The following is a 22,395-nucleotide window of genomic DNA, read 5'->3' as shown; positions in this document are numbered from 1 at the left end:
TTTTTTCTCTTTCACCTGGAGGTCGCCGTGACTTTTCGCATTCGGCTGGCGCGCCCCGGCGATGCCGCGCAGGTTCTCGACGTCTACGCGCCCTACGTGCGCGACACCACGGTGAGCTTCGAGCTCGCAGTCCCCAGCGTCGACGACTACGCGCAGCGTATCGCCCATGGCCTCGCATCGACCACCTACCTGGTGGTGGAAGCGGGCGGCGCGGGCGTCCACAGCGACGACCGGCGCATCGTCGGCTTTGCCACCTACGGCGCGTTCGGCCACCGTGCGGCCTACCAATGGTCGGCCGAAACATCGATTTATCTGTCAGACGATTGCACGGGCCACGGCGTTGGCGCGGAGCTGCTGTCCTGCCTGGAAGATATCATGCGCGCTGGCGGCATCGTTACGAGCGAAGCCTGCATCTGCTCCGAGAACACCGGCTCCATCGCCTTCCACCGTCGCCATGGCTATCGCGTGGTGGGCGAGCACCGCTCGTGCGCAAGCAAGTTTGGTCGCTGGCTGTCCATTCAGTGGCTCGAAAAACCGCTGGCGGCCTACCGCGACGACCCCGAACCGCCGACGCCATGCGCCGAGGGCGTCCAACAGCTCATCATCGAACGCGCCAACGAGCGCCTGGCGGGCCGCGACGGTGCCCACAACGCATAGCGGTCCCGCAAACGCCGTGCGTTCACGGAACCGCAGGATTCGCTAGAGCTCGAACGTGCGGGCCACCACGCCCGAAGGGATGCCCTTGGCATCGCGCACGGTGGCATAGGTCACGAAGGTGCTCACGCTGCCCTCGCTCGCCGGATAGTCGCCGAAGCCCAGCGAGCGGTCGGGCGACGAGATCGAGTCGAGCAGCTGGTTGGCGGGGTCGAACATGTAATGCGCCGACTGCGTCTTTACGAGATACCTCGTGCCGCTGTAGGCGATCTGCGCGGCGGGCTCGCGGCTGAAGTACACGTACGGACCGCCCTCGCGCCCCACGAACGTACCCATCTTGCCCAGGCTGCCGGCGGAATCGTACGACGCCTCGATGGAGAAGGCGAAGACCTCGCCCGTGTACACCGCTTCAAAGGGCCTCACGGATGCAGGCAGCACCAGCTGGTCGAGCTTGGTGTTGTTCGGGCTCTGCAGGTCGACCGCGGTAAGGCCGTAGTATGTACCCTCTTCGTTCCGCACGCGCGGCGTGATGGTGAGGATCCCATTCGAAACGCGCGGGGGCGTGGCGAAGCGGCCGGTGGACCTCCACACCTCGGTTTCCTTCGCATCCCCCACCGACCAGCGATAGCAATGCGAATCGGACGAGCGGCGGTCGCCGGAAGCAAGCGGCATCTTCTGCCATATCACCGTGGGGCCGGTGCAGGTGAAGAGCGGAGGTTCCCAATTCTTGTCACCGGTATCGAGCTGGACCGGCTCACCCGACAGCGCCCCGCCGCTAAACTGCTGGGCAAGCAGAACCCAGATACGTGTGGCGTAGTCGATCTCGATCCATGCGTACACCCCGGAACCGCAGCGAACGTCGAAGAAGCCGTACGTGCGCCCCAGCGTGGGATCCTCCTTGAGCGTAACGAGCGAGCCGTCGATCACCGAAAGCGCGCCCAGCGTATTGACGTGCTGGGCGGACTCGGGTGCCATCATGGCCGCGGCCCAGGAGCCATCGCTGTGGAACAACACCGTACCGAGCGGCAGGTTCCATATCTTCACGGGATTGAGGCCCGTGTCCTTGCCCTCGAACTCCTCGAGCGCGTCGATGATCTGCGAGGAGTCCTCGACGACCTGCGGCTCGCCCGAAGTGGGCTTGACCTTCTTGCCCTCGGACCCGCAACCGCTCAACACCGCGGCGGCGGTGCCCGCTGCAGCCGCCCCCAACGCGAAGCCGCGGCGCGTTATACCCTTGTGCCCGCGATCGCACCACGCCATGGCCGCTACGCTTCCGCCGCAGCCGCGCGCAGGGCGATGGTGAGCTGGTCGGCGCAGGATGTGAAACGCGGACCGCAGGTATTACCCTGCAGCAGCTCAACCACGCGGTCGGTGGGCATGCCGTGCACGAGCTTGGAAATGGCCTTGAGGTTGCCGTTGCAACCGCCTTCGAACAACACGTTCTCCACCGTGGAACCGTCGTCGGAAAGCTCGACATGGATGGCGCGTGCGCACACGCCGCGCGGCTTGTAATCGTACGTGATCATCTAAAACCTCCTTGTTCGGTCCCTGCCATTATCCCCGCGGCCTACGCGTCCGCACAACCCGGCATCAATCTTCCACGAAGGCGTACACGTGCCGCCGGCACGCGTTCGCACCATATATAAAAGGACGGCCCTCCACTGCGGAGGACCGTCCATGGTTCGATCGCGCGTACGCGCCGTATCGGGACCCGATACCTTACTTGCCGGAAGAGGCCTCGAAGGTGAAGGGGGTAGCCCAACCCTCGGGAACGGCACCGGTCTTGCCGTTGCCCAGGTCTTCCATGACCCAGCCCTCGGGGATGCCGCCCTCGCCCTCCCAGGCGCCTACCTGGTGGCAGGAAGCGCAGGTGAAGACGGGCTCGTCGTGCATGAGGTGGCAGGAGTTGCACTGCTGCACGCCGTGGTAGTCGCTATGCGGGTCGAACGGGAAGTCCTTGGTAGAGGACTCCGTCGCGCCCGGCATCACGCCAGCGCCCAGGTGGCAACCGCTCTGCAGGCAGAAGTCGTTCGAGAAGGTGACCTTGTCGAACGGCTGCGGATAGTCGCCGGACAGCTGGACCTGGACCTCGTGCATCATCTGGGGCAGGGTTGCCTCATGGCAGCCCAGGCACTGGTTATTGGTCGTACCGCGGTGCTTGTAGGCGAGCGACGTGGTGTCCTGGGTGTAGGACTTGTAGTACTTGCCCATGGTGCTGTGGCACACGGCATCGCAGAACTCGGGGGTCGCATGCCAGGCCCAGCCGGCAACGCCGAGCACGGTCACAACGACCACGGCAGCGATGACGATCGGAAGGCGCTTGCCCTTCCAATCGAATTTCTTCTTCTTGGGAGCGGCGGACTCGGTAGCCTCCGTGCTCTCCTTGATCTCGTCAGCCATTGTTTTCTCCTTTCGAGACCACTTAGGCGCTCAGCGCGGGGTTGTCGCCGCAGTACTTCTTCAGCAGGCCGTCGTACTTACGGGTGCGCTCGTCGTAGGAAACGCCGCCGTCGACCAGCAGGCCAAGCTCCTCGAGGTCCTTGGACTCCTGCTCCAGGCCCAGGTCGGCCAGGCACTGCTTGGTGGGGCAGCCCAGCTTCTCGTCCCAACCGAAGCGCTTGTAGAACATGGTGAGGGACTTCTTCCAGTCCTCGCGCTCCATCTTGTCGGTGCCCGGGGTGAAGGGCTTGATGTCGGGATCCTCCGTGAAGACCCACTCGGTGATGACGTCATGCACGTTGCGCATGTCGTTGCAGCCCATCTTGCCGTCCTTGTCGGTCATGCCGCGGACGGTGTTGACGCGCTGGAGGGTCATGATGCGCTCGGCGGCCTTGTACAGGTCGTCGATGGTCACCTTCTGGCCGGTGACCGCGGTGTAGAACTGGGCCTCGAGGTCCAGGTCGCCGCGGTAGCTGCGCTCCTTGGCCGGTGCCATGGCCATGGGCCACACCCAGTTGCACAGGCACAGGGAGTCGTGCAGAACGTCGGTGACGATGCTCCACCAGGCGAACTCGATCTTGTGCTCGTTGATGGGGGTGTAGTTCTTGTCCGGATCCATGGCGTCCTCGCCGCCGAACATCTCGGCAGCCATCTGCTTCTTAAGCTCGATGGGCAGGCCGCAGCCCTGCAGGTTGACGGCGGAGTGGATCATGTTGTCGCGGTTGAACACCATGTTGTACAGACCGCCCACCTGCGCGAAGCACTCGATGGAATGGTGGACCGGCCAGCCGCGATAGTTGATGAGCTTGGACGCCTTGTTATCGAACCAGTCGGGACGGTTCCAGTGGTCGGCATCGGTCCACACGTACGGACCGTGGCCAAGCCAGGAGATGGGCTTGTTCTCGGTGTCGTTGGAGGCGATGTCGAGGAAGATCTTGATGAACGAGGTGGGGTCGCCCGCGAAGATGGCGTCGAAGTTGTACTCGGCCATCTGCTCGGGGGTGCAGTGCTGGGCGAGCAGGCCCTCCTTGTAGGTCCAAGCCAGGTCGCGGTAGAGCTGGGCGTAGTTGCACCACAGGCCCAGGTCGTCCACGGTCACCGAGATGAGCTGGTTATAGAAGACGGACAGATCGGTAAGCGTCTTGTTCTCGCCCTCCTGGATGCCCGGCACCTGCCACATGGGCTGCATGTAGGCGGTGAAGGGGAAGTTGGGGACGCAGGTGTTGCCCGAGGACTCGTAGCCGGTGGCCTGCTGGACCTGCGGCACCTTCACCTGGGCATAGCAGCGCACGGGGCAACCGTGGCAGCCGGCCATCTTCACGGTGTACTTCTCGGCCGCGGGACCGAGGTCCTTGGTGGACTTCATGCAGCGGTAGCCCATGGTGTTGGGCTCGAAGGGCTTGGGCTCGCCGGTCTCGATGGGGCCGCCCTCGGCAGCCGCCCAGTACAGACCCTTGCGAGCGGTCCAACGGGAACCCTTGTCGTAGTACTCGGCCCAGGACTGCTGGGTGCTCGGCACGACATGGTTGTTGTTGGAGCCCAGGACCTGGGCGATCATGTAATCGGACAGGTCGGCGACCATCTGCGGGTCGGCCACGTTGCAAGCCTTGGTGCCCTTGACGACGACGGCCTTGCACTTCTTGGAGCCCAGGACGGCGCCCAGGCCGGCGCCCGCGGAGTGCGAGCGGCTGTTCATAACGCAGGCGTAGGGCAGCATGTTCTCGCCGGCGGGGCCGATGGTGGCCACGCAGCACTCGAGGCCGTGCTTCTTGCACAGGGCCTCGTTGACCTCGCGCGCACCCTTGCCCCACAGCGCGGAGGCGTCCTCGATGGAGATCTTATCGTCCTCGATGAGGATGTAGACCGGCTTGTCGGACTTGCCCTCGATGATCAAGCCGTCGTGGCCGGAATACTTGAGGGTGGCGCCCAGCTGGCCGCCGCAGTGGCAGTCGACAACCAGGTGGTCCTTGGTGAAGGTGGACAGCGTGGACCAGGTGGAGCGACCGGCCAGCGGCACGCCGGAACCGGTCAGGGGACCGACGGCGAGAACGGCCTTGTTCTCCTCGTCCATCCACTTCACGCCTGCGGGGACCTCGTCGTACATGATCTTGTTTGCAAAGCCCATGCCGCCGATGTAGTCCTTCTGCATCTCGACATCGGACTCTTCGGTGATCTCACCGCTCGTAAGGTTGACGCGGGCGATCCAGCCAGCCCAACCGTAAGAGGTTTCAGCCATTTACTTCTCCTATTCTTAAGCGATCTTGCCACCGGCAACAAAGTCCTGCTGCTCGGAGACGAGCGGCCAGGGGTGCTCCTGCTTGGTGGGGCCGGAGGAGTGGCTCACGTCCTCCCACTCGATGAGCTCGATCGCGCCGTTGGGGCACTGCTCGGCGCAGCGGCCGCACGCGATGCATTTGGAAGACTTGCCGGTAACGGTGTTCACCACGGGCATGTGATAGGGGCAGGCGGCGACGCAGGTGCCGCAGCCGACGCACTTCTCGGCGTCCACGCGACGCACGCCGTTGTCATCGGTGACGATGGCGCCCTGGGGGCACGCGGTCTGGCACAGCGCGGTCTTGCACATGTGGCAGGCGCGCACGTTCCACTCGCACGAATAGAAGATGCCGTCGCCGGAGCCGAGCTCCTTACCGTACTGGTAGCCGTCGTGCACATGGATGCGCGCAGCGGCCGGCTGGGACACGCCGTCGTTGAGGAGCGTGCAGCTCATCTCGCAGCGCTGGCAACCGGTGCAGCGGGCGCGGTTCACCTTGAGCACGTGGGACGGGGTCGCGTAATAATCGACCTTTCCCTTCGAGCTCGTGGGAGCCGCAGCAGCGGTGTCCGGCAGGAGACCGAGCGCCACCATGCTCGCCACGAATGCGCCCGAAACCTTCACGAACCCACGACGGGTGAAGAAGGAGTCGAGGCGATCCGCGCCGGAGCCAACCTGCTCCAAAGCGGTGTTCTCTTTCATAGTTCCCTCCCTTTACTACTTCACGCGGAACGTCCGGGACGACGCCCGCGCCATATCCTTGAATCCGTACCACAGGCGTTATGGACAGGACTCATCAGGTTGTATTGTGCATGACGGACGCACAAGGGGCTCACCTGCTTTCGGGGTAATCCGTTCGGCGGGCGCCAGATAGGTAAAAATCGTGTCACCTGTTATAGGGTACCCCCTCTACCTGCGGTTATCTTTTGGTAGCACGCACGCGCAAAGCAACAGCAAACGCTTTATCAAGGCAGAGCGCCGCGCAAAAACACCATACGCCGCAGCCTTTCCGCACCCTTCGGATAAGGACGGGCGCCGTTCGACGGCACGCCGCGCGCGAAGCGTCGGCTCGGACGGCGCGAGAGGATCATCTGGTACGGACGAAACGCCGCGCGGGGCGCACAATGGGCCACCAGTACGCACGGGCGCATCGGCTCCCAAGCCGACGCCGCGCCCTTCGCCCTGCCCCTCCCCGCCCATCCGCACGGCATGGGAGAAGGGAGGCGGCCGTCACCCAACCGGAGGTCCCATGCTTTCCGAACGACTCCTCTCCGCAACCGTTGGCGCCGGTGCCCGCAAGCTGCTCCGCTCCACAAACGCCCCCGGCACGCTTCCCGCGCCGAACCCCGGCCACGCGCACCTGCTCTACGTCCACATCCCGTTTTGCGACGTGCTGTGCCCCTACTGCTCTTTCACCCGCTTCCCGCTTCGCGAGGACGCCGCGCGCAGGTACTTCCAGGCACTCCATCGCGAACTCGCCATGATCCGCGACCTGGGCTACCAACCACCCGCCGCCTATATAGGCGGCGGCACGCCCACCATCCTCATGGACGAACTCGAGCGCACCATCGACTACATGCGAGAGCTGTTCCCCAGCATCCGCGAGGTGTCATGCGAGACCAATCCTCCGCACTTGGACCGCACGCGGCTCGAGCGCCTCTCCGCTATGGTTCAGCGACTCTCCGTGGGCGTGCAGAGCTTCGACAACACGCTGCTCAAGCGCATGGATCGCTATGGAAAAAACGGCAGCGCCGAGCAGATCGTCGAGCGCATCCAGAATACGCACGATATGTTCGGTACCTTCAACGTGGATATGATCTTCAACTTCCCCGGACAGACCGAGGAAATGGTCTTGCGGGACATCGAGACCTTCCGCACCACGGGCGCCAACCAGATCACGTATTACCCGCTCATGACCTCGCCCGGCAGCGAGCGCCTCATGGAGACGTGCTTCCACGGCAAGGTCGACCCCGCACGCGAGCAGCGCCTCTACCATGCCATCTTCGATGCCATGACGGCCGACACGGCAGCGGGCGGCGCGGGCTTCCACGCCTCGGACGTCTATACATTCGCCCAGGATAAACAAGCCATGATCGATGAATACGTGGTCGATTACGGCGAATACGTGGCCGCGGGATGCGGCGGGTACTCCTTCCTAGGAGACCAGATCTTTGCCAACGACTCCTCCCTGGCGGGCTATTGCCGGCGCGTCGGGGAACACGCGACGAGCGTTACCGCCCGCATCGACATGGGACCCGCCAACGAGAAGCGCTACCGCATGGGCCGCGAGCTGTTTGGCCTGCGCCTCGACAACCGCGCGTGGAAGCGCGATTTCGGCCGCTACATCCAATACGACCTGCCCATGGAGTATGGCTACCTCGCGGCGAACGGCGCGTTCGCGACGAACAACGCCGACGAGCTCACGCTCACCCGCAAGGGGCGATACCTGGTATTGGCTATGATGCGACAGGTGTTCATCGGCATGAATACCGAGCGCGACCGCCTGCGCGCGATGCTACCGCCCTGCGAGAGAAAGATGTTCGACGACTCCGCCGCGCAGCAGATCGCGGCGGCACGGGCCGCCGACGAAGCGGGACGCGCCTAGCCGCCGTACTCCGAGATGTAATCCAAGATCTCCTGACGGGAATGCAGGTCGGTCTTCTCGTATACGCGCTTGATATGCGTGTGCACCGTATTGGTGGAGAGCTGTAGCTCCTCGCTCACGCGCGCCTGCGTATGGCCCAGCGCATACAGCGTGAGCACCTCGACCTCGCGGCCCGTAAGGCCGAAGCGCTGGCCCATCTTCATCACGGACGTGGCGGTGTGCACGTCGGGCTTCTGATTCACCATGGGCGCCTGCTGCTGCGGCGCGATTGCCAACACGCCCATGAATGGAATCTTGCGCACGTCGTCCTCGGTGATGGGACCGCGCGCCCGACTCGCCTCGACGGCCTCGCTGGGAGCCGAGAGCAGGCGCGTGAACACCAGCTGGGCGGACGCCAGCACGAACAAGCTCATGATGGAGATGATGACCGGCGCGTTGTCGGGCATCATGCGGTCGAGCAGCGCGTCGAACCGCATGCCCAACACCGTGAGCACGTTCATGGCGATCCACGCGGCGGAAGCGTAGTAGTACGGATCGCGCCAGCCGAAGCTGATGAACGCGATGGTGAGATACCACACGAACGCGTTGAGCACGAGCGACGACGCCATCACGAACGACGCGCCGATGGAAACCGTCTTGGGCCAGATAGCGAAGAAGACCGCGCCCAAGGCCAAAAGCACCTGCATGACCACCCAGATGCTAGTGGTGAGCGCCCGCATGCGCGAGCGCAGGCCGTTGCGCACCCATAGCAGGGAGACGATCCACACGAACACCAGGATGAGGAAGCGCGGAACCAGGCTCATATACACCGGGTCGCCCGCGGGAAAGCCGCGGCCCATACCCATGGGAATGGAGATGAGCCAGATGCCCGCGGCGGCCACGGCCAGGAAGCTGCGGTTGGAGAAGCGGTTCTCATCGGTTCCAAAGTAGAGCTCCGAGACCGCGGGAAACGAGTCGCTCGGCGCGTCCATCGTGCGCGACAACCTCACCAGGGCGAACTGACCGAAGGTGAGCGCGGTACCGGCCAGATACCACCACGCGTTGTCCGAGAAGCTCAGGATGTAGGTGATGGTCTCGGCAAGCGCAAGGGCCGCGAACACCACGACCGACGCCGCCTGCGCCGAGATGCCGCGCAGCTTGCGCAACCAGTAGAACTCCAGATAGGTGCTACCCACCGTAACGCCCGTCCCCAGAGCCAAGCCCAGCGTGGAATCGGGGTCGGCGGGACCCCATGAAGCGAGGGCGAGGACCAGCGAGCACAAGCCGGCGAGATGAATCGCCAAAAACACGCCCAGCGACACGGAGCGCTTCGTGAAGCGCTTGATTACCAGCGTCGACAAGAACAACAGGCCCATGACGAAGGCGGAGGCGAAGAGGATCCATCCGGACAGCATCGACGTGCCCGTGGTGGCGTGCGCGGCCTGCACGCAGAGGTTCACGACGGACGAGGCGAACGCCAAACCCAGGACGGAGTGGAGGAGCACGCCGTACGCCTCGAACCCGAGCGGCGGCATCTGCTGTTCTGCGTCTTTCCCCTGCACCTAACCTGCGCTCCATCCTGCATCGTATAGCCAGCGACCTGCAAGGAGTCACCAGGCAAACCGTTGTAAGCGATAGGTTAGTATACCTTGTACTACACTTGCTTGCATATGTGTACACGACCCCCTGGCTTTGTGAAAGGTATGCGATGACTCCGGAAGAAGACCAGCGCGTCGAAGCCGCCGCGGACGAACAGGCCGCACCCGAGCTCTCCACCGGTGAACTCGAGGCGGTCCGCGCCCACAACGAGCGCGTCCGCGCTATGGACCGCGCCCTGTCCGACCTGCGCCAACGTTCATACGAAGGCAAGCTCACCACGCCTGCGCGCTGGAAGCGGCTGGCTCTGGCACCCGAAGGACCGGATGGCGTCCCCTTCGAAGATACGCTCGTGGGCTACATCGAGGAACACGAGCACGCCGAAGACGGCCCCGCCATCGGCCAGATGAGCGCACCGGCGCCGCTCGACGTGCAGCTCGCGGGCCGAGAGCCGGATGAAGGCGAGCTCCTGCCCGAGCCCGATGTCTCCGACATCGTGCTGCTTTATGGTAAGAAGGCCATCTACCTGTATTCCAAGCCGCTGCTTTCGAACAGCTTCGCTCACGCCCTCTTCCTCACCGCCGAAAACGACGATATCACCACGTTCATCGATGTCGTTCGCACGGAATCGCGCACCTATCCGCGACCCGTCTCCATCCTCTCGTTCATGAACCCGCCCTACCTGTGGCCCACCGACAAAACCCGCAACCTGTTCGAGCAGCTTCAGGGAGAAGAGGCATTCAGCGACATTCACACGTGCCTCACCAGTGAAAACGAGACATTCTTCTACTCGACGCTGTACCTGAGCGATGCGCAGGGCAAAGCGCTTGCCGAGTGGTACGGCGTAGAGAAGGTCCGCAACCCGTAGCGCCGCCGTAGGCGGGCGCCCCGCCCCAACCATCACCCCTTCAAGCGAAAGGTATCCCCATGGCCAAGCAGCGCCTTACCGAGGACACGCCGTTCCTCCGCACCCCCGACATGTACCAGATCGAAAACGACGCACCCATCACCGAATACGCCGATGCGACCCTCGATATCATCGCCGACACCGCGGCGTTCGGCATCCCCGAAGGCGCCAACGCGTTTTGCAGCGTGGGCAAGGAGAAGCGCGGCACGGTGCAGATGCAGCTGTTCGCGCGCATCGACCCCGATACCGAGACGTTCGTCGAGGTGGGCTTTCGCAGCCACGGCTGCCTAGCCGCCATCGGGTGCGCCGCGGCCCTCGCCGAGCGCCTGCGCGGCATGACGTTCGAGCAGGCCCTCGCCATCACGAAGGAGGAGCTCGATGAGCGGCTCGGAGGCCTGCCTTCCAGCCGCCGCTACACGCTGCTCTACGGCACCGAAGCCGTCCGCGCGCTCATCGGCGACTACTGCCTGCGCGTGAAGGGCTTCTCGCTCGCGCAGCTGAACGACTACATCCCATGCGACTACATGTGCGCCAACTGCCTGCTCACCGAAAACTGCTCCCTGCGCGATGAGCGCGTCGACCAGGAGATGAGGGAGCTGGGCGAGATCGAATAGCCGGAGCGCCCCCGTGCCGTGCACCGTGTCAAACCCGCCCCGCTCGGCGCGCACGGTACAATAGTCGTCAGCACGAACCGGCGCCGCCGCGCGCATCGTCAAAAAGGAGTCATCCGTGATCGATCGTTACACCCGCCCGGAGATGGGCCACATCTTCTCGCTCGACAACAAGTACGCCATCTGGCAGGAGATCGAGGTGCTGGCATGCGAGGCGCAGGCCGAGCTTGGCACCTGCGGTATCACCAAGGAAGAGGCCGCATGGATCCGCGAGCACGCCGGCTTTGACCGCGCCGAGGTGGACGCCATCGAAGCCGTCACGCACCACGACGTCATCGCGTTCCTCACCAACATGGGCGAGCATATCGATGCCGAGGTTCCGGAGGGCGAACCCAAGCCCAGCCGCTGGGTCCACTACGGCATGACCAGCTCCGACCTGGGCGACACCGCCCTGTGCTACATGCTCACGCAGGCCTGCGACATCATCATCGACGACGTGCGCAAGCTGGGTGAGATCTGCCGCCGCCGCGCCTTCGAGGAGCGCCGCACCCTGTGCGTGGGCCGCACCCACGGCATCCACGCCGAGCCCATGACCTTTGGCATGAAGTTCGGCAGCTGGGCCTGGGAGCTCAAGCGCGACCTCGACCGCCTCATCGACGCGCGCAAGAACGTGGCCGTGGGCGCCATCTCCGGCGCCGTGGGCACCTACAGCTCCATCGACCCGTTCGTCGAGGAGTACGTATGCGAGCGCCTGGGCCTCGCGCACGACCCGCTGTCCACCCAGGTCATCTCGCGCGACCACCATGCATACGTGGCGGGCGTGCTGGCCACCACTGCCGCCACCTGCGACCGTATCGCCACCGAGATCCGCAACCTCCAGAAGACCGACACCCTCGAGGTTGAAGAGCCCTTCCGTAAGGGACAGAAGGGTAGCTCGGCCATGCCGCACAAGCGCAATCCCATCACGCTCGAGAAGGTCTGCGGCCTGTCGCGCGTGGTGAAGTCGAACGCCCAGGTCGCCTTCGAGAACGTGGCCCTGTGGCACGAGCGCGACATCTCGCACAGCTCCGCCGAGCGCGTCGCGCAGGCCGACAGCTTCATCGCGCTCGACCACATGCTCACCTGTCTCATCCGCATCGTGGACGGACTCATCCTGTACCCCGCCCGCATGCAGGCCAACCTCGACCTCACGCGTGGGCTCATCTATTCGTCCAAGGTGCTGTTGGCGCTGGTGGATACCGGTATCACGCGCGAGGACGCATACAAGATCGTGCAGCGCAACTCCATGGCTGTATGGGACGACGTTCACAACGCCGTAGCCGGACCCAACCTGCGCGAACGCCTGGAAGCCGATCCCGAGTGCACCGTGACCAGCGAGAAGCTCGATGAGATCTTTGATCCCTGGGACTTCCTCACGCGCATCGACAGCGTCTTCGACCGCCTGGAGCACCTGTCCTTCGAGGAATAGGGCGAGCCCCCGGCATCTGCATGAAACGAGCCCGGTACCTGCTACGGTACCGGGCTCGGTGCTCTTCTGGAGCGGGCAACGGGACTCGAACCCGCGAGTGTCAGCTTGGGAAGCTGATGCCTTACCACTTGGCGATGCCCGCGATATGGTGCAACTTGTGCACCTGATGAGTATATCCCGCGGGTCGAGGCACGGCAAGATGTCATTTGCTTTCCATGCGGTGCCATGCCGGCGCCCGTCTCTCTTATGGTTCATTTCGTGAATTCCCAGCCACGCACGTGTGCGGGGAATACCCCGCAGCGCTCGCTCCCATGGCTCCTGAGCTGCGGATGTAAGCCTTGTTCGAATCGAGCTCGCAATCGTTTTTGGCGGCTGTTAGCATCGTTCGGTTTTTCTTAGAATCGCCGGGTTTAAGCTGCCCTTCCATCGCTACTGGAGGGAGCAGATATGATTCGCAAGCGATTCGCCCTACCAACCCTTTTTCTCATCGCCGTGATCCTCGCGCTTGGCGGCTTTACCATGCCGCAGGCTATACGCGCGGCCGGCGATGGCATCCTGTCGATCACCTCGCTCGTCGACAATCCATATTCAACAGGCTCGATGCATTTCATACGCGGTAGCGCCGGCACGGGCAACGTTGCGTACTGCGCGCAAGGATGGCTGCGGCAGCCGGTTGTTGGCCAAAAGCTCGAGCACTACGGCGATCTCAAGATACCCGAGCTCGATTACGTGTTGTGGCATGGCTACGACGGCGAGGTGATCGATTCCGTCTACGGCCTTGACGCGGGCCGCTCCGAAGCCGCAACGGCGCACGCCGTATGGCTTGCCATCGCCGACCAGCGCGCCGACGTACTCACCTACGTAGGCCGCGATGGCTCATCCTATCACGGCAACAAAGCCTACATGGAACGGTGGAACCTTATCGAGGATCCACGCATCAAGGACGCTGCATGGCGTCTTTATCAAGAAGCCCTGGCCTATAAGCAGGCGGGCGGAGGAGGTGTCGAGGAAGGCTGTTCGTGCCTCTGGCTCAACAAAACACCCACCTATGCGAACGGCATCCCTGCATTCGAGCATCAATCTATCGTTACCGTCGAGAAATCTCGAACCGTTAGATTCAACAAGACATCCGCATGCGCCGAGGTCACGAACGGCAACGACAGCTATGCGCTCGAAGGCGCTTGCTACGACATCCATCTGCGGGACACCCGTGAAAAGGTCGGCAGCATCACCACGGATGCCCAGGGCGCAGCGTCGCTTCAGCTAAAACCTCGCACCTCCTATTTCGCCAAGGAAACCAAGGCTCCCCAGGGCTTCGCACTCGACCCTCGAGAGATTCCATTCACCACCGGCGACGATGGCGGATCGGTCGCCCTTGAAGACAAACCTGGTCGTGCTCGCCTCGTCCTTCAAAAGAAAGATGCAGCGACCCAGGGCGGACCCCAAAACAACCTGAGCTTTCAAGGCGCCGAATACCGCATCACCTCCCTCTCCGCACCAGGATGGAGCACGGACGCCACAACCGACGACAACGGATCGCTCACCGTTGAAGATATCCCCCTGGGCACGTTTCAGATTGTAGAAACCAAGGCACCGGCAGGATACCTGCTCGACCCGAACGTCCATACCTATACCGCGCAGCCAGGCCAGATGAACGACCTGGGTATCGTCGAGCTACAGCCAACAGACGATTTCATGGAAGCTCCCGTTGCCTTCGATATCGAAATCGCGAAGTTCAACGATGAAGGCGCCGGCAATGGCTCCCAGCTCGAAACCCCGGCAGAGGGTGTGTCCTTCGAGATCGTTTCGCGCTCATCGCAGCGCATCATGGGGACCATCACGACGGGCGCCGATGGCTTTGCATCAACTAGGGGACACTGGTTCGGCGCGGGCGACAAGACCGACGATCTTGCCGGGGCTCTACCATACGACCCCAAGGGATATACCGTTCGCGAGGTGGCATCGACCGTACCCGAGGGCTTTGAGCGCGTGGACGATTGGGACATCGCCCCCGAGCAGCTCGCAGACGGCGTGTGCCTGCGCTATATCGTGAACAACACGCGTTTGATGTCGCGCGTGCAGATTATAAAGACCGACGCCGCGAGCGGGGAGCGCGTAGCACTATCTGGATTCTCGTTCCAGCTGCTCAACAATGAAAAAGAACCCGTCGAACTAGAGGCCTGGCATCCCGAGCACGGCTCGACAAGCATCTTCACCACCGATGCCACCGGCAGCGTCACGCTGCCACAACCCCTTCCCACCGGTGTCTACTACATCCGCGAAACCGCCGCCCAACCGCCCTACATCCTCGCCGAAACGGACGTGCGCTTCGAGATCGCGGCGGACCAGGGCGAAATCGCACCCCTATGCGTAGTCGAGGTGGCCGACAACCAGGCCCGAGGAACCGCAAGCATAACCAAGACCTGTGCAGATGGGGGCGAGGCCTTGGCCGGCGCCGAATACGACGTCGTGGCCCTTGAGACGCTGGTTTCACCCGACGGGATCGTTCAAGCTGGTGAAGGCGAGACTGTCGGACGAGTCATCACCGACGATACGGGCACCGGAAGCATAGAGGACCTTCCCCTTGGCTCCGGAATGGCGCACTATGCGTTCATCGAATCCGTGCCGCCACAGGGCCATGCCCTCGACGATACCCCCATTCCCTTCATCCTGAGCTATCGGGACCAACATGCGGCCGTTGTCCATCAGCATGCCGATACGCAGGATAAACCGACGCGCGTAACGGTCGACAAGACGGTCACCGGCACGAACGACCCGCTGCGCGGCGTGACCTACGGTCTTTGGAACACACGGGACGAGCTGCCCGCGCCGACGGATGGACCCGACAGCTCGTTCGCCCTCCGCTCATCCAGCGATGATCTGACCGTTGCCGTTCAGCCATCCCTCACGACCGCGGAAATACTCTTCGACCTTCCCAGCGGGGCGGCCGCCGTCATCGTTGACGACGAAGGCGCTCATATTTCCGCCCAACATGGCAGCTGGATCACCCCGGGAAACTATGAAGTCCGAATAACCAACAAGGGCGACGATAAGCACGGCCTCGTGCTACCGCTCGAATGTAAGGCGGGATACTCCTATACCGTGCAGGTACGCGGAGGCCTCTTTGGGCTGACGGGGTCGATAGAGCAGTCGCAAGCTCTGGTAAAGCCCATCGAGGCGGTCCTTTCATCCGATTGGAACGCCTACATGATCGAGCGTATCCCAAGCGGAACCTACGATGTGCTGGTCAACTCGGAACCCGTGGGTACATGCACCGTTGCAGCCAACCGTCCGTGCTATCTCACCTTCGAGGACGGCTCTATGGCAGCCGCGCCCATCCTGCTCAAACCGGGTGCCACGCTGCATGAAGCCACAACGGACGAGCACGGGGTCGCCGTGTTCGACCATATCGAACGCGGCTCCTACCGCCTCTGCGAGCTCGATGCCCCTGCAGGGTTCCTCAGGGATGACCGGGTTATCGACCTCCATGTCGATGAACGCGGGCGCGTTGACGGGGAAACCGACCATCACCTCGGTTTCAAAAACGATTACACGAAGATGGAGGTTTCCAAACGAGATATAACGACGGAAGAAGAGGTGCCCGGAGCCCACTTGAGCATCCTCGATAGCGACGGCAACGAGGTGTGCAGCTGGGTGAGCGGGGATACCCCACACCGCATCGACAAGATGCCCGTTGGCATCTATACCCTGGTGGAACGGCTCACGCCTCGCACGTATGACTATGAATCGAGCTGCACCTTCGAGGTGCTCCCAACCGGCGAGATCCAGCATGTCGCGCTCTATAACAAACCCATCGAGATAGCCGGAGAAATCGACAAGCGACAGCAGATTGCCGACCCCATTGCGGCCAATACCGTTGAAAACGGAGATGGCGCCAACAAGGCAGCGGTCACCGCGTCCCCCGACGGCCGTTATCGATACAGCATCGATGCGCGCAATACGAGCAATACCTGGGTTGATGAGTTTACGATCGACGACCGCCTGGCCGCCGCCGAAGCAGGCCTCGCCACGCTCGAATCCCTTACGACGCCCGTAGCGCACGGAGACTTCGACGGCCTGGTCAACGTTTGGTATCGAACCAAAAACGCAGGAGCCCCTACTACCAGCGACGCTAATGCCACGCGCGACGATGGGCATACCAACCCTTGGCTCGATCAACCCGAAGTCGTTGAGGTACTTGGAACCGACGGGCGCTCGCTATCATACGACGGCTGGACGCTATGGGCCCAGGGATTGCGAGCCGACGCACCCACCGAGCTCGCAGTCGATGCGCTCAAATTGAAAGCAGGGGAGCAAATCGTTGCCATCCGCATGGAATATGGACGCGTAGATGACGGGTTCACCACGCGCTCGGACGGATGGAACCGCAGCCATATAAAAGACCGGCATGACGATTGCGGTGCAATTCCCGCAGATGACGAAGATGGCGCGGATGCACCCGCGATTCTCACCATGCGCCTTACCAACGCCTATCAGGAGGGAACGCACCTGGAGAACGAGGCATCCGTGCATCTGTATAGAAACGGAGGGGGCGAGCAGCTGGAGGATCACGACAGCGATCACGTTACCCAGACGCCCAAGCACGAGGGACCGGAACTGGCAAACACAGGTTTCCCGCTTACCCCCGCTCTCATCGTTGGAGGCCTCGCATGCCTATGCATGGTAACCCTTGCGACAAGGCGGAAGCGGTAAGGGCTCCCCGCGCCGGCCGTGGCGTGCATGCGCGCGGCCGGCGCGGCCATCGACCGCTGCTCCTGATCCTATGCGCCTATACGGCGCTCACCTGCTTCATGGTCCTCAGCTCGGCGGTGCCCGTTTGCAGCGACCCGCCATCGCATTTCCAACCGATAGAACGACATCTTCAAACCGATAGCAAAGCCGACTCCAAAGGGGCTGGCGTAGGTCACCTCGTCGTAGAAAGCGCCGGCATATCAACCTGGATAGCTCAGCCCTCGCCAAACCAACCACCCGACTGGTATCTGCGACATGGCATCGATGGCCAACCAAAACGGACGGGAACGCCATATTTAGATGCGCGCTGCACGGAAACGCGCCACCTCATGGTCTACGGACACAATCTCGGTATACCGGGACTGGGGTTTACCTCGTTAGCCAGAGCGTTCAAAGCGGATGTATTCAGCGAAATGGGCGAAGCGACTTGGTTCCAACAAGGCCGTTGCATGATCAGCTTTACACCGGCGTTCGCCTGTCGCGTCGACAAAGCATACGAAACCATTCAGCGGTTCTCCTTCGCCACAGCCGATGAGCTGCGCACATGGCTCCACGCCATCAAGAAGGACGCCGCTGTAGCCGAATCTGATTGCGACGAGCTTATAAGCAGGGCACGCAGCGCCCTCACCTTGGTGACATGCACAAAGAACCAGCGAGCGGGGAGGGAGCGGACCCTCGTTATATACGTAAGCCCCCAGGAGAGCTATTCGCTGGGCACGTCCGCGGAATCAGAAGGATCGGAGGAAGAAAGCTCGCCATCGGACATATCCGCCAGCTGATCAGCAGCCTTCTTGTTTGATTTTTCGGCCGCAACGCGCTCAGCGCGCACATCAGCTGGAGTCGACCACTTTTCCCCAAGAAAATGAGAGACACCGAAGCCCATGGCAACGGCCAGCGCGGCACCGATCAGATATGCAGCCCAGTGACGCCTCATGAATGCAAACACAAGCCCTCCGATAAACCAGATCCGCACATACGTCTACGTAATACCCGACATTCTACGCTGGCAAGCCAACATATGCGAGCATCTTGCAGAAATTGGGTACACGGTTGATGTGATTCTCTCATCAACCGTTTTGGAAGGGAGCACGCCGTGCTCGAACTGTACTACAGCCCCTATTGCCCCTACTGCATCAAGGTGCTCAACGCTCTCAAGGATATGTCTGTCCGCGTCACGCTCAAGAACATCAACGAGGACAAAGAGGCCGCAAAGACACTCGTGGAGGTTGGTGGCAAGCGCCAGGTACCCTGCCTGTTCATCAATGGGTCGCCGCTCTATGAATCCGACGACATCATTTCGTTTCTGCGCACCCGCTAATACCGCCGCTTATTCCACCGGCATGAAAAAGGACCCATACGGGTCCTTTTTCATGCCATGCTATTCCCCATCCGCTACGAGCGGCGGATGACTTCGGTCACAACATCGGATACCAGGGCTACGTTGCCCTCGTCAACGTTGTACGGCTGGTCCTCCTCGCTATGCGAGCATGCGAAATGAGAGCCATCGATGCCGGCGATGGTAAGCGAGCGCAGGCTTCGAGACATGGCCTCGTACGCATCGGTATCCACGAAGGGCATATCGACGGCGCCGAATTCATGATGGAAGTCGGCGGATACCCGCTGCACGAGCTTGAGAATGCGTTTATCCCCCTTGAGGACACGCTGTTCACCCTCGCTTGCCAGAACGGCCAGCTGGCCGGAACCAACGCTTTCGAGGTTGATGAGGAACACGCCGCGAAGCTTATCGCGATGAGTATCGAGGAAGGCCTTGATGCCGGCGTTGCCGCACTCGGAAGCGCCGGTGGCGACGAACCAGATATCATGGCCGAGGAGCTCCTCGTCGCCCATGGACGTGATGGCGTCGCGCAGCTCGTCTTCGCCTACGCCTTCAGGGCCCGCGGCGCCGCCCTTCCAACCGTTGTCGTCGTCGAAATTGTCCCAAGAACCAATCTCGTTGCCGTTGCGCTTGGCATCGAAATCATCGTCGACGCCGAGCCAACCGCTCATGCTGTCATCCTGCTGCTTCTTCTTCCTACCGAAGAAACGGGCGAGACCGCGGCGCGGCTTCTCCGTCGGGGTGGATGTCTTCGAGGATTCAGCCTGCTTCGCTTCCTCGGGCTTGCTCTCCTGGTTGGAAGACAACTGAGCGCCTGCCGAGGTGTTTTCAACAACCGAGAAACCGCGCGTGGCGGCCGACGTGGTGGAAGCGGGAGCGGGAGCAAAGGGATCGGCGGGCTTGACCGAGGGGTCGGGGAGATCGAACAGCGGCGCTCGGCTCGAAGTCTGCTGCAGGGCCTCGATACCCGGCACGCTGGGAATGCGGCGCGGGGCGGGACGCTGGGAAGCCTCGATAGATGGAATATTAAGGGCGCGCTGTGGACGGGAAGCCGGCTGCGCTTCGGCCTGCATCGTCGCAGCATCAGCCGCTTCGGGCTGCTCGGAGCGGGACTCGACCGCCGCGGGCACGGCCATCGTCTGGCCAGGAGCGGCCGCGGGCTCGGCGGAGGGCTGATCGGAAGCGATTACCGGCGCAGCGGGCATCGTGCGATCGAGCGCGATCCGAGATTCCTCCTCAGCGGGTGCTTCATCGGACTGCAAGCCATTCTCCGAAGACCCATCGGATGCATCGGCGACGCTGGACAGCTCATGGTCATCGAGTTCGACGGGCATCTCGTCAACCGCTTCAGCCTCGAAGCCCTCGCTTGCATCCTCTTCGACACGATCGTCTATCTGCTGTTCGATCGCCACGGCCTCGAAAACCTCGGTCGCATCGACGGACGGAAGCTCATCCTCCACGAGCTCCTCGTCGTAAGCCTCGGTCGATTCGGCTTCGATCGGCGAAGAACCGAAGACCGCCGTGTGCTCGAGCTGGTCCATAGAGAATACAGCGGTGGCGCCGTCCATCTCGGAAGCATCAATCGATACGGTGCCGGCAACGTCAGCCTGCTCGACAGAAGCATCCTCTGCAACGGGCTCATCGTCCTCGGTGTCAGCTTCGGGAACAAGATCCCCTTCGACCTCGGCATCGACGGGCTCCGGCTCGGGTTCGGGCTCCTCTTCGATAACCTCCCACTCGGCCTCGAGGATATAGTCGCTCGTATCCTCCTCGACCTGCTGGTACGGCGAGGGGAACTCATCCTCGGCCGCGGCTTCAGCCGGAAGCTCATCGACGATGTCCTGGGCTTCGCTGGCGACGGACGCGGCAAGGTCGTCAAAGGAATCCGCGCCGTCGAACGGCGTGGGCTCAAGAACCTCTGATATCTCGTCTACCTGTTCGAATGCCTCGCCCTGCAAGGTCTGCGGAGCCTCCCACATACTGGGATCGTCGTATGCCTGCTGGCTGAAAGACGCCTCGGGCTGTGCGAGCTCCTCCGCAGCGGGCTCGGGAACCATGGGTTCGGAAGCGCGGACCGGCTCGGGCACATAGGTCGGCTCGGGCGCGGGAACGGGCTCTGTCGCGGGAACGGGCTCGGGCACGTGATATGCCTCGACCCGGACGGGTGCGGGCTCAAAAGCTGGAGCCTGCTGTTCGCGGGACTCCTCTCGATGCACGGGTTCGGAGACCTGAGTAGGCGCAGGACCCACGGGTTGCTGGACGGGCTCGGGCATCACGGGCAGCGCATCGGCGGAATACAAGAACGCGCAGTCCTCCCCAACCATGCCAAGCGCTCGAATGATATCGGCGCCATAGCGCAGATTGCCGACGGCATTGCGCGGCAGCGTGGGCTCGGGCTCGGGCTCGGGCTCCGGTTCCGACTCGACACCACGAGCGACCGAAGGTTCGGATTCGTGCACATAGGGAGCATCGGCAAGCGCGTCGGCATCAGCGCCCTGCGCCTCCACGGGCGCAAGACCGGCAGCAACCAGGTCGTCGCGCGTCATCGTGGTAGTGGCGCCAGACAGCGGCTCGTCATCATACAGCTCGAACGTGGCCGAAGAAGGTTGATCGGAAATCAGCTCGGGAGCCACAGCCGGCTCAACAGCCGTGTTGGCGGCAGCAGGGACTTCCTGACCAGGCTGGATATCGCCGTATGCGGGCTCCATCCGCCCCTCGTCCTCGAAATCGCCAAACTCATCCTCCACCGGCGCATAGGACTGCTGCTCTTCCATGAACTCGTGGAAGGGCTTGTCCGCGGGGAACTCGTGGGCGCCCTCGAACGGGGCGACGGCATCCATCACGCCAAGCATTGCGGCAACGGAAGACTTGTTGCATACCGAGCCGGAGGTATACGGCAGGATGAACTTGTTGGCAAGAATGGATACCGAATACACCATCGGTACCAACGCGACCACGATACCGATGATCCACAGCACGGTTTTAGCGGCAACGGGCACGGGGAAGAGGCACGCCACGGCGATCAGCGCGGGCACGACCATGGCAAAGGGAAGCAGCTTGACGATGATCGGGCGATAGCTGGCAAACGGTGCCTGGGAGAGAAAATCCGCGCGCGGCGAGTCGTAATGGGCGACCACGACGACGGGGCGGTTGCGCGGCGAGGCGAGCGGTCCCGAAGCCTGATGGTAGGCGATAACGTTTTGGCTCAGGCCACCGTTGCCGAACTGCGACAACATGGGGTGACCCGTACGCTCGAGCACATAGAGAACGGCGCCGAGGAGCGTCAGAACCAAACCGACCAAGCCGACGGACCCGCCGACACCCATGAGAATGGCGCCGACAAAGACCAGGATGCCATAGACCGCCTGGGCGATCTTGCCGCCAGAAGATGCGCTGAACTCCTGGATTTCAGGTTGAAATCCGTGATCTCTGAAGATAGTGGCAACGATGTCGGCGGCAGCGCGCTCCTCCTCACTGCATGCGGGCGTGATCCCCGTGTTCTGCAGGAGATGATTGAGGTACTTTCTGGTATTCGCCATGTGGGCTCCACATCATTGATTCGTATAGTCCAAGCATACCGCTCCCACGGTAAGCCTATATATAGTCGAAAGTATACCCTTACTTATATGCAGGTGCACCACATCGCGCGGACACGGAACCAAACAGCATCGCGACTGCGCATTCCATAGCGGGCCGGGATTCGACTACAATGCAATCCAGACGCACGCGTCGCATGCATGCCGTGGTCCAACGCGCCTTATACCTGCGAAAACAAA

At 62.5% G+C, this 22,395-nt stretch carries 15 protein-coding genes and 1 tRNA gene; 7 read left to right on the top strand and 9 right to left on the bottom strand.

The genetic code is table 11. The features are described 5' to 3' along the window. Positions 1-27 precede the first annotated feature (27 nt). Positions 28-657, top strand: coding sequence for a GNAT family N-acetyltransferase (locus tag E4J93_RS01815; RefSeq protein ID WP_187231558.1), 630 nt, complete (start codon positions 28-30; stop codon positions 655-657). A gap of 42 nt (positions 658-699) precedes the next feature. Here E4J93_RS01815 and E4J93_RS01810 read toward each other — a convergent pair whose 3' ends face one another. From E4J93_RS01810 to E4J93_RS01790, 5 genes are all read right to left on the bottom strand, one after another. Beyond that, on the bottom strand, positions 700-1,914 hold the full coding sequence (locus E4J93_RS01810; RefSeq protein ID WP_147587767.1) for a hypothetical protein: 1,215 nt from the start codon (positions 1,912-1,914) through the stop codon (positions 700-702). Between the two features lie 5 nt (positions 1,915-1,919). Next, entirely contained in the window at positions 1,920-2,180 is a 261-nt protein-coding gene (locus E4J93_RS01805; RefSeq protein WP_147587766.1) for a TIGR03905 family TSCPD domain-containing protein, read from the bottom strand. Positions 2,181-2,373: 193 nt separating this feature from the next. Next, positions 2,374-3,054, bottom strand: a complete 681-nt coding sequence (locus E4J93_RS01800; protein WP_147587765.1) for a cytochrome c3 family protein — start codon at positions 3,052-3,054, stop codon at positions 2,374-2,376. Positions 3,055-3,076: 22 nt separating this feature from the next. Continuing rightward, entirely contained in the window at positions 3,077-5,329 is a 2,253-nt protein-coding gene (locus E4J93_RS01795) for an aldehyde ferredoxin oxidoreductase (protein ID WP_147587764.1), read from the bottom strand. Between the two features lie 15 nt (positions 5,330-5,344). After that, complete coding sequence (locus E4J93_RS01790; protein ID WP_147587763.1) at positions 5,345-6,067, bottom strand: 4Fe-4S binding protein; 723 nt, start codon at positions 6,065-6,067, stop codon at positions 5,345-5,347. Between the two features lie 547 nt (positions 6,068-6,614). On the opposite strand from E4J93_RS01790, the gene E4J93_RS01785 reads away from it, so the two are divergent. Beyond that, positions 6,615-7,970 carry a coproporphyrinogen III oxidase family protein gene (locus E4J93_RS01785; RefSeq protein ID WP_147587762.1) on the top strand — a complete coding sequence of 452 codons (1,356 nt, stop codon included), beginning with the start codon at positions 6,615-6,617 and terminating at the stop codon, positions 7,968-7,970. Here the strand turns inward: E4J93_RS01785 and E4J93_RS01780 are convergent. Further along, entirely contained in the window at positions 7,967-9,511 is a 1,545-nt protein-coding gene (locus E4J93_RS01780; RefSeq protein WP_147587761.1) for a helix-turn-helix transcriptional regulator, read from the bottom strand. The two genes, E4J93_RS01785 and E4J93_RS01780, sit on opposite strands and share 4 nt — an antisense overlap. Positions 9,512-9,657: 146 nt before the next feature. Here E4J93_RS01780 and E4J93_RS01775 point away from each other — a divergent pair, with 146 nt between their 5' ends. The 3 genes from E4J93_RS01775 to purB all read left to right on the top strand — a co-directional run bounded on the left by E4J93_RS01775 (position 9,658) and on the right by purB (position 12,531). Further along, positions 9,658-10,413: a hypothetical protein gene (locus tag E4J93_RS01775; protein ID WP_147587760.1), complete on the top strand. Its 756-nt coding sequence runs from the start codon at positions 9,658-9,660 to the stop codon at positions 10,411-10,413. Positions 10,414-10,472: 59 nt separating this feature from the next. Continuing rightward, complete coding sequence (locus tag E4J93_RS01770; protein ID WP_147587759.1) at positions 10,473-11,066, top strand: iron-sulfur cluster assembly scaffold protein; 594 nt, start codon at positions 10,473-10,475, stop codon at positions 11,064-11,066. 115 nt (positions 11,067-11,181) lie between these two features. Continuing rightward, the gene (purB, locus tag E4J93_RS01765) at positions 11,182-12,531 is read left to right on the top strand and encodes an adenylosuccinate lyase (protein ID WP_147587758.1); all 1,350 of its coding nucleotides are present in this window, start codon (positions 11,182-11,184) and stop codon (positions 12,529-12,531) included. Between the two features lie 67 nt (positions 12,532-12,598). Here the strand turns inward: purB and E4J93_RS01760 are convergent. Next, a tRNA-Gly gene (locus E4J93_RS01760) sits at positions 12,599-12,673 on the bottom strand. Between the two features lie 305 nt (positions 12,674-12,978). Between E4J93_RS01760 and E4J93_RS01755 the strand changes: the two genes are divergently transcribed. Further along, complete coding sequence (locus tag E4J93_RS01755) at positions 12,979-17,244, top strand: SpaA isopeptide-forming pilin-related protein (protein WP_147587757.1); 4,266 nt, start codon at positions 12,979-12,981, stop codon at positions 17,242-17,244. Between the two features lie 742 nt (positions 17,245-17,986). Here the strand turns inward: E4J93_RS01755 and E4J93_RS01750 are convergent. Further along, on the bottom strand, positions 17,987-18,229 hold the full coding sequence (locus E4J93_RS01750) for a hypothetical protein (protein WP_147587756.1): 243 nt from the start codon (positions 18,227-18,229) through the stop codon (positions 17,987-17,989). A gap of 147 nt (positions 18,230-18,376) precedes the next feature. Here E4J93_RS01750 and E4J93_RS01745 point away from each other — a divergent pair, with 147 nt between their 5' ends. Further along, positions 18,377-18,601, top strand: coding sequence for a glutaredoxin (locus E4J93_RS01745; protein ID WP_147587755.1), 225 nt, complete (start codon positions 18,377-18,379; stop codon positions 18,599-18,601). Positions 18,602-18,675: 74 nt separating this feature from the next. Here the strand turns inward: E4J93_RS01745 and E4J93_RS01740 are convergent, their stop codons facing one another. Beyond that, positions 18,676-22,158, bottom strand: a complete 3,483-nt coding sequence (locus E4J93_RS01740; protein WP_147587754.1) for a M28 family peptidase — start codon at positions 22,156-22,158, stop codon at positions 18,676-18,678. Between the last annotated feature and the right edge of the window lie 237 nt (positions 22,159-22,395).

Origin of the sequence: Collinsella sp. BA40, from assembly GCF_008014645.1 — a bacterium.
Taxonomy (GTDB): Bacteria; Actinomycetota; Coriobacteriia; order Coriobacteriales; family Coriobacteriaceae; genus Collinsella.
Note: the sequence above shows the minus strand (reverse complement) of the source record. Positions and strands in the feature narration are given on the sequence as shown.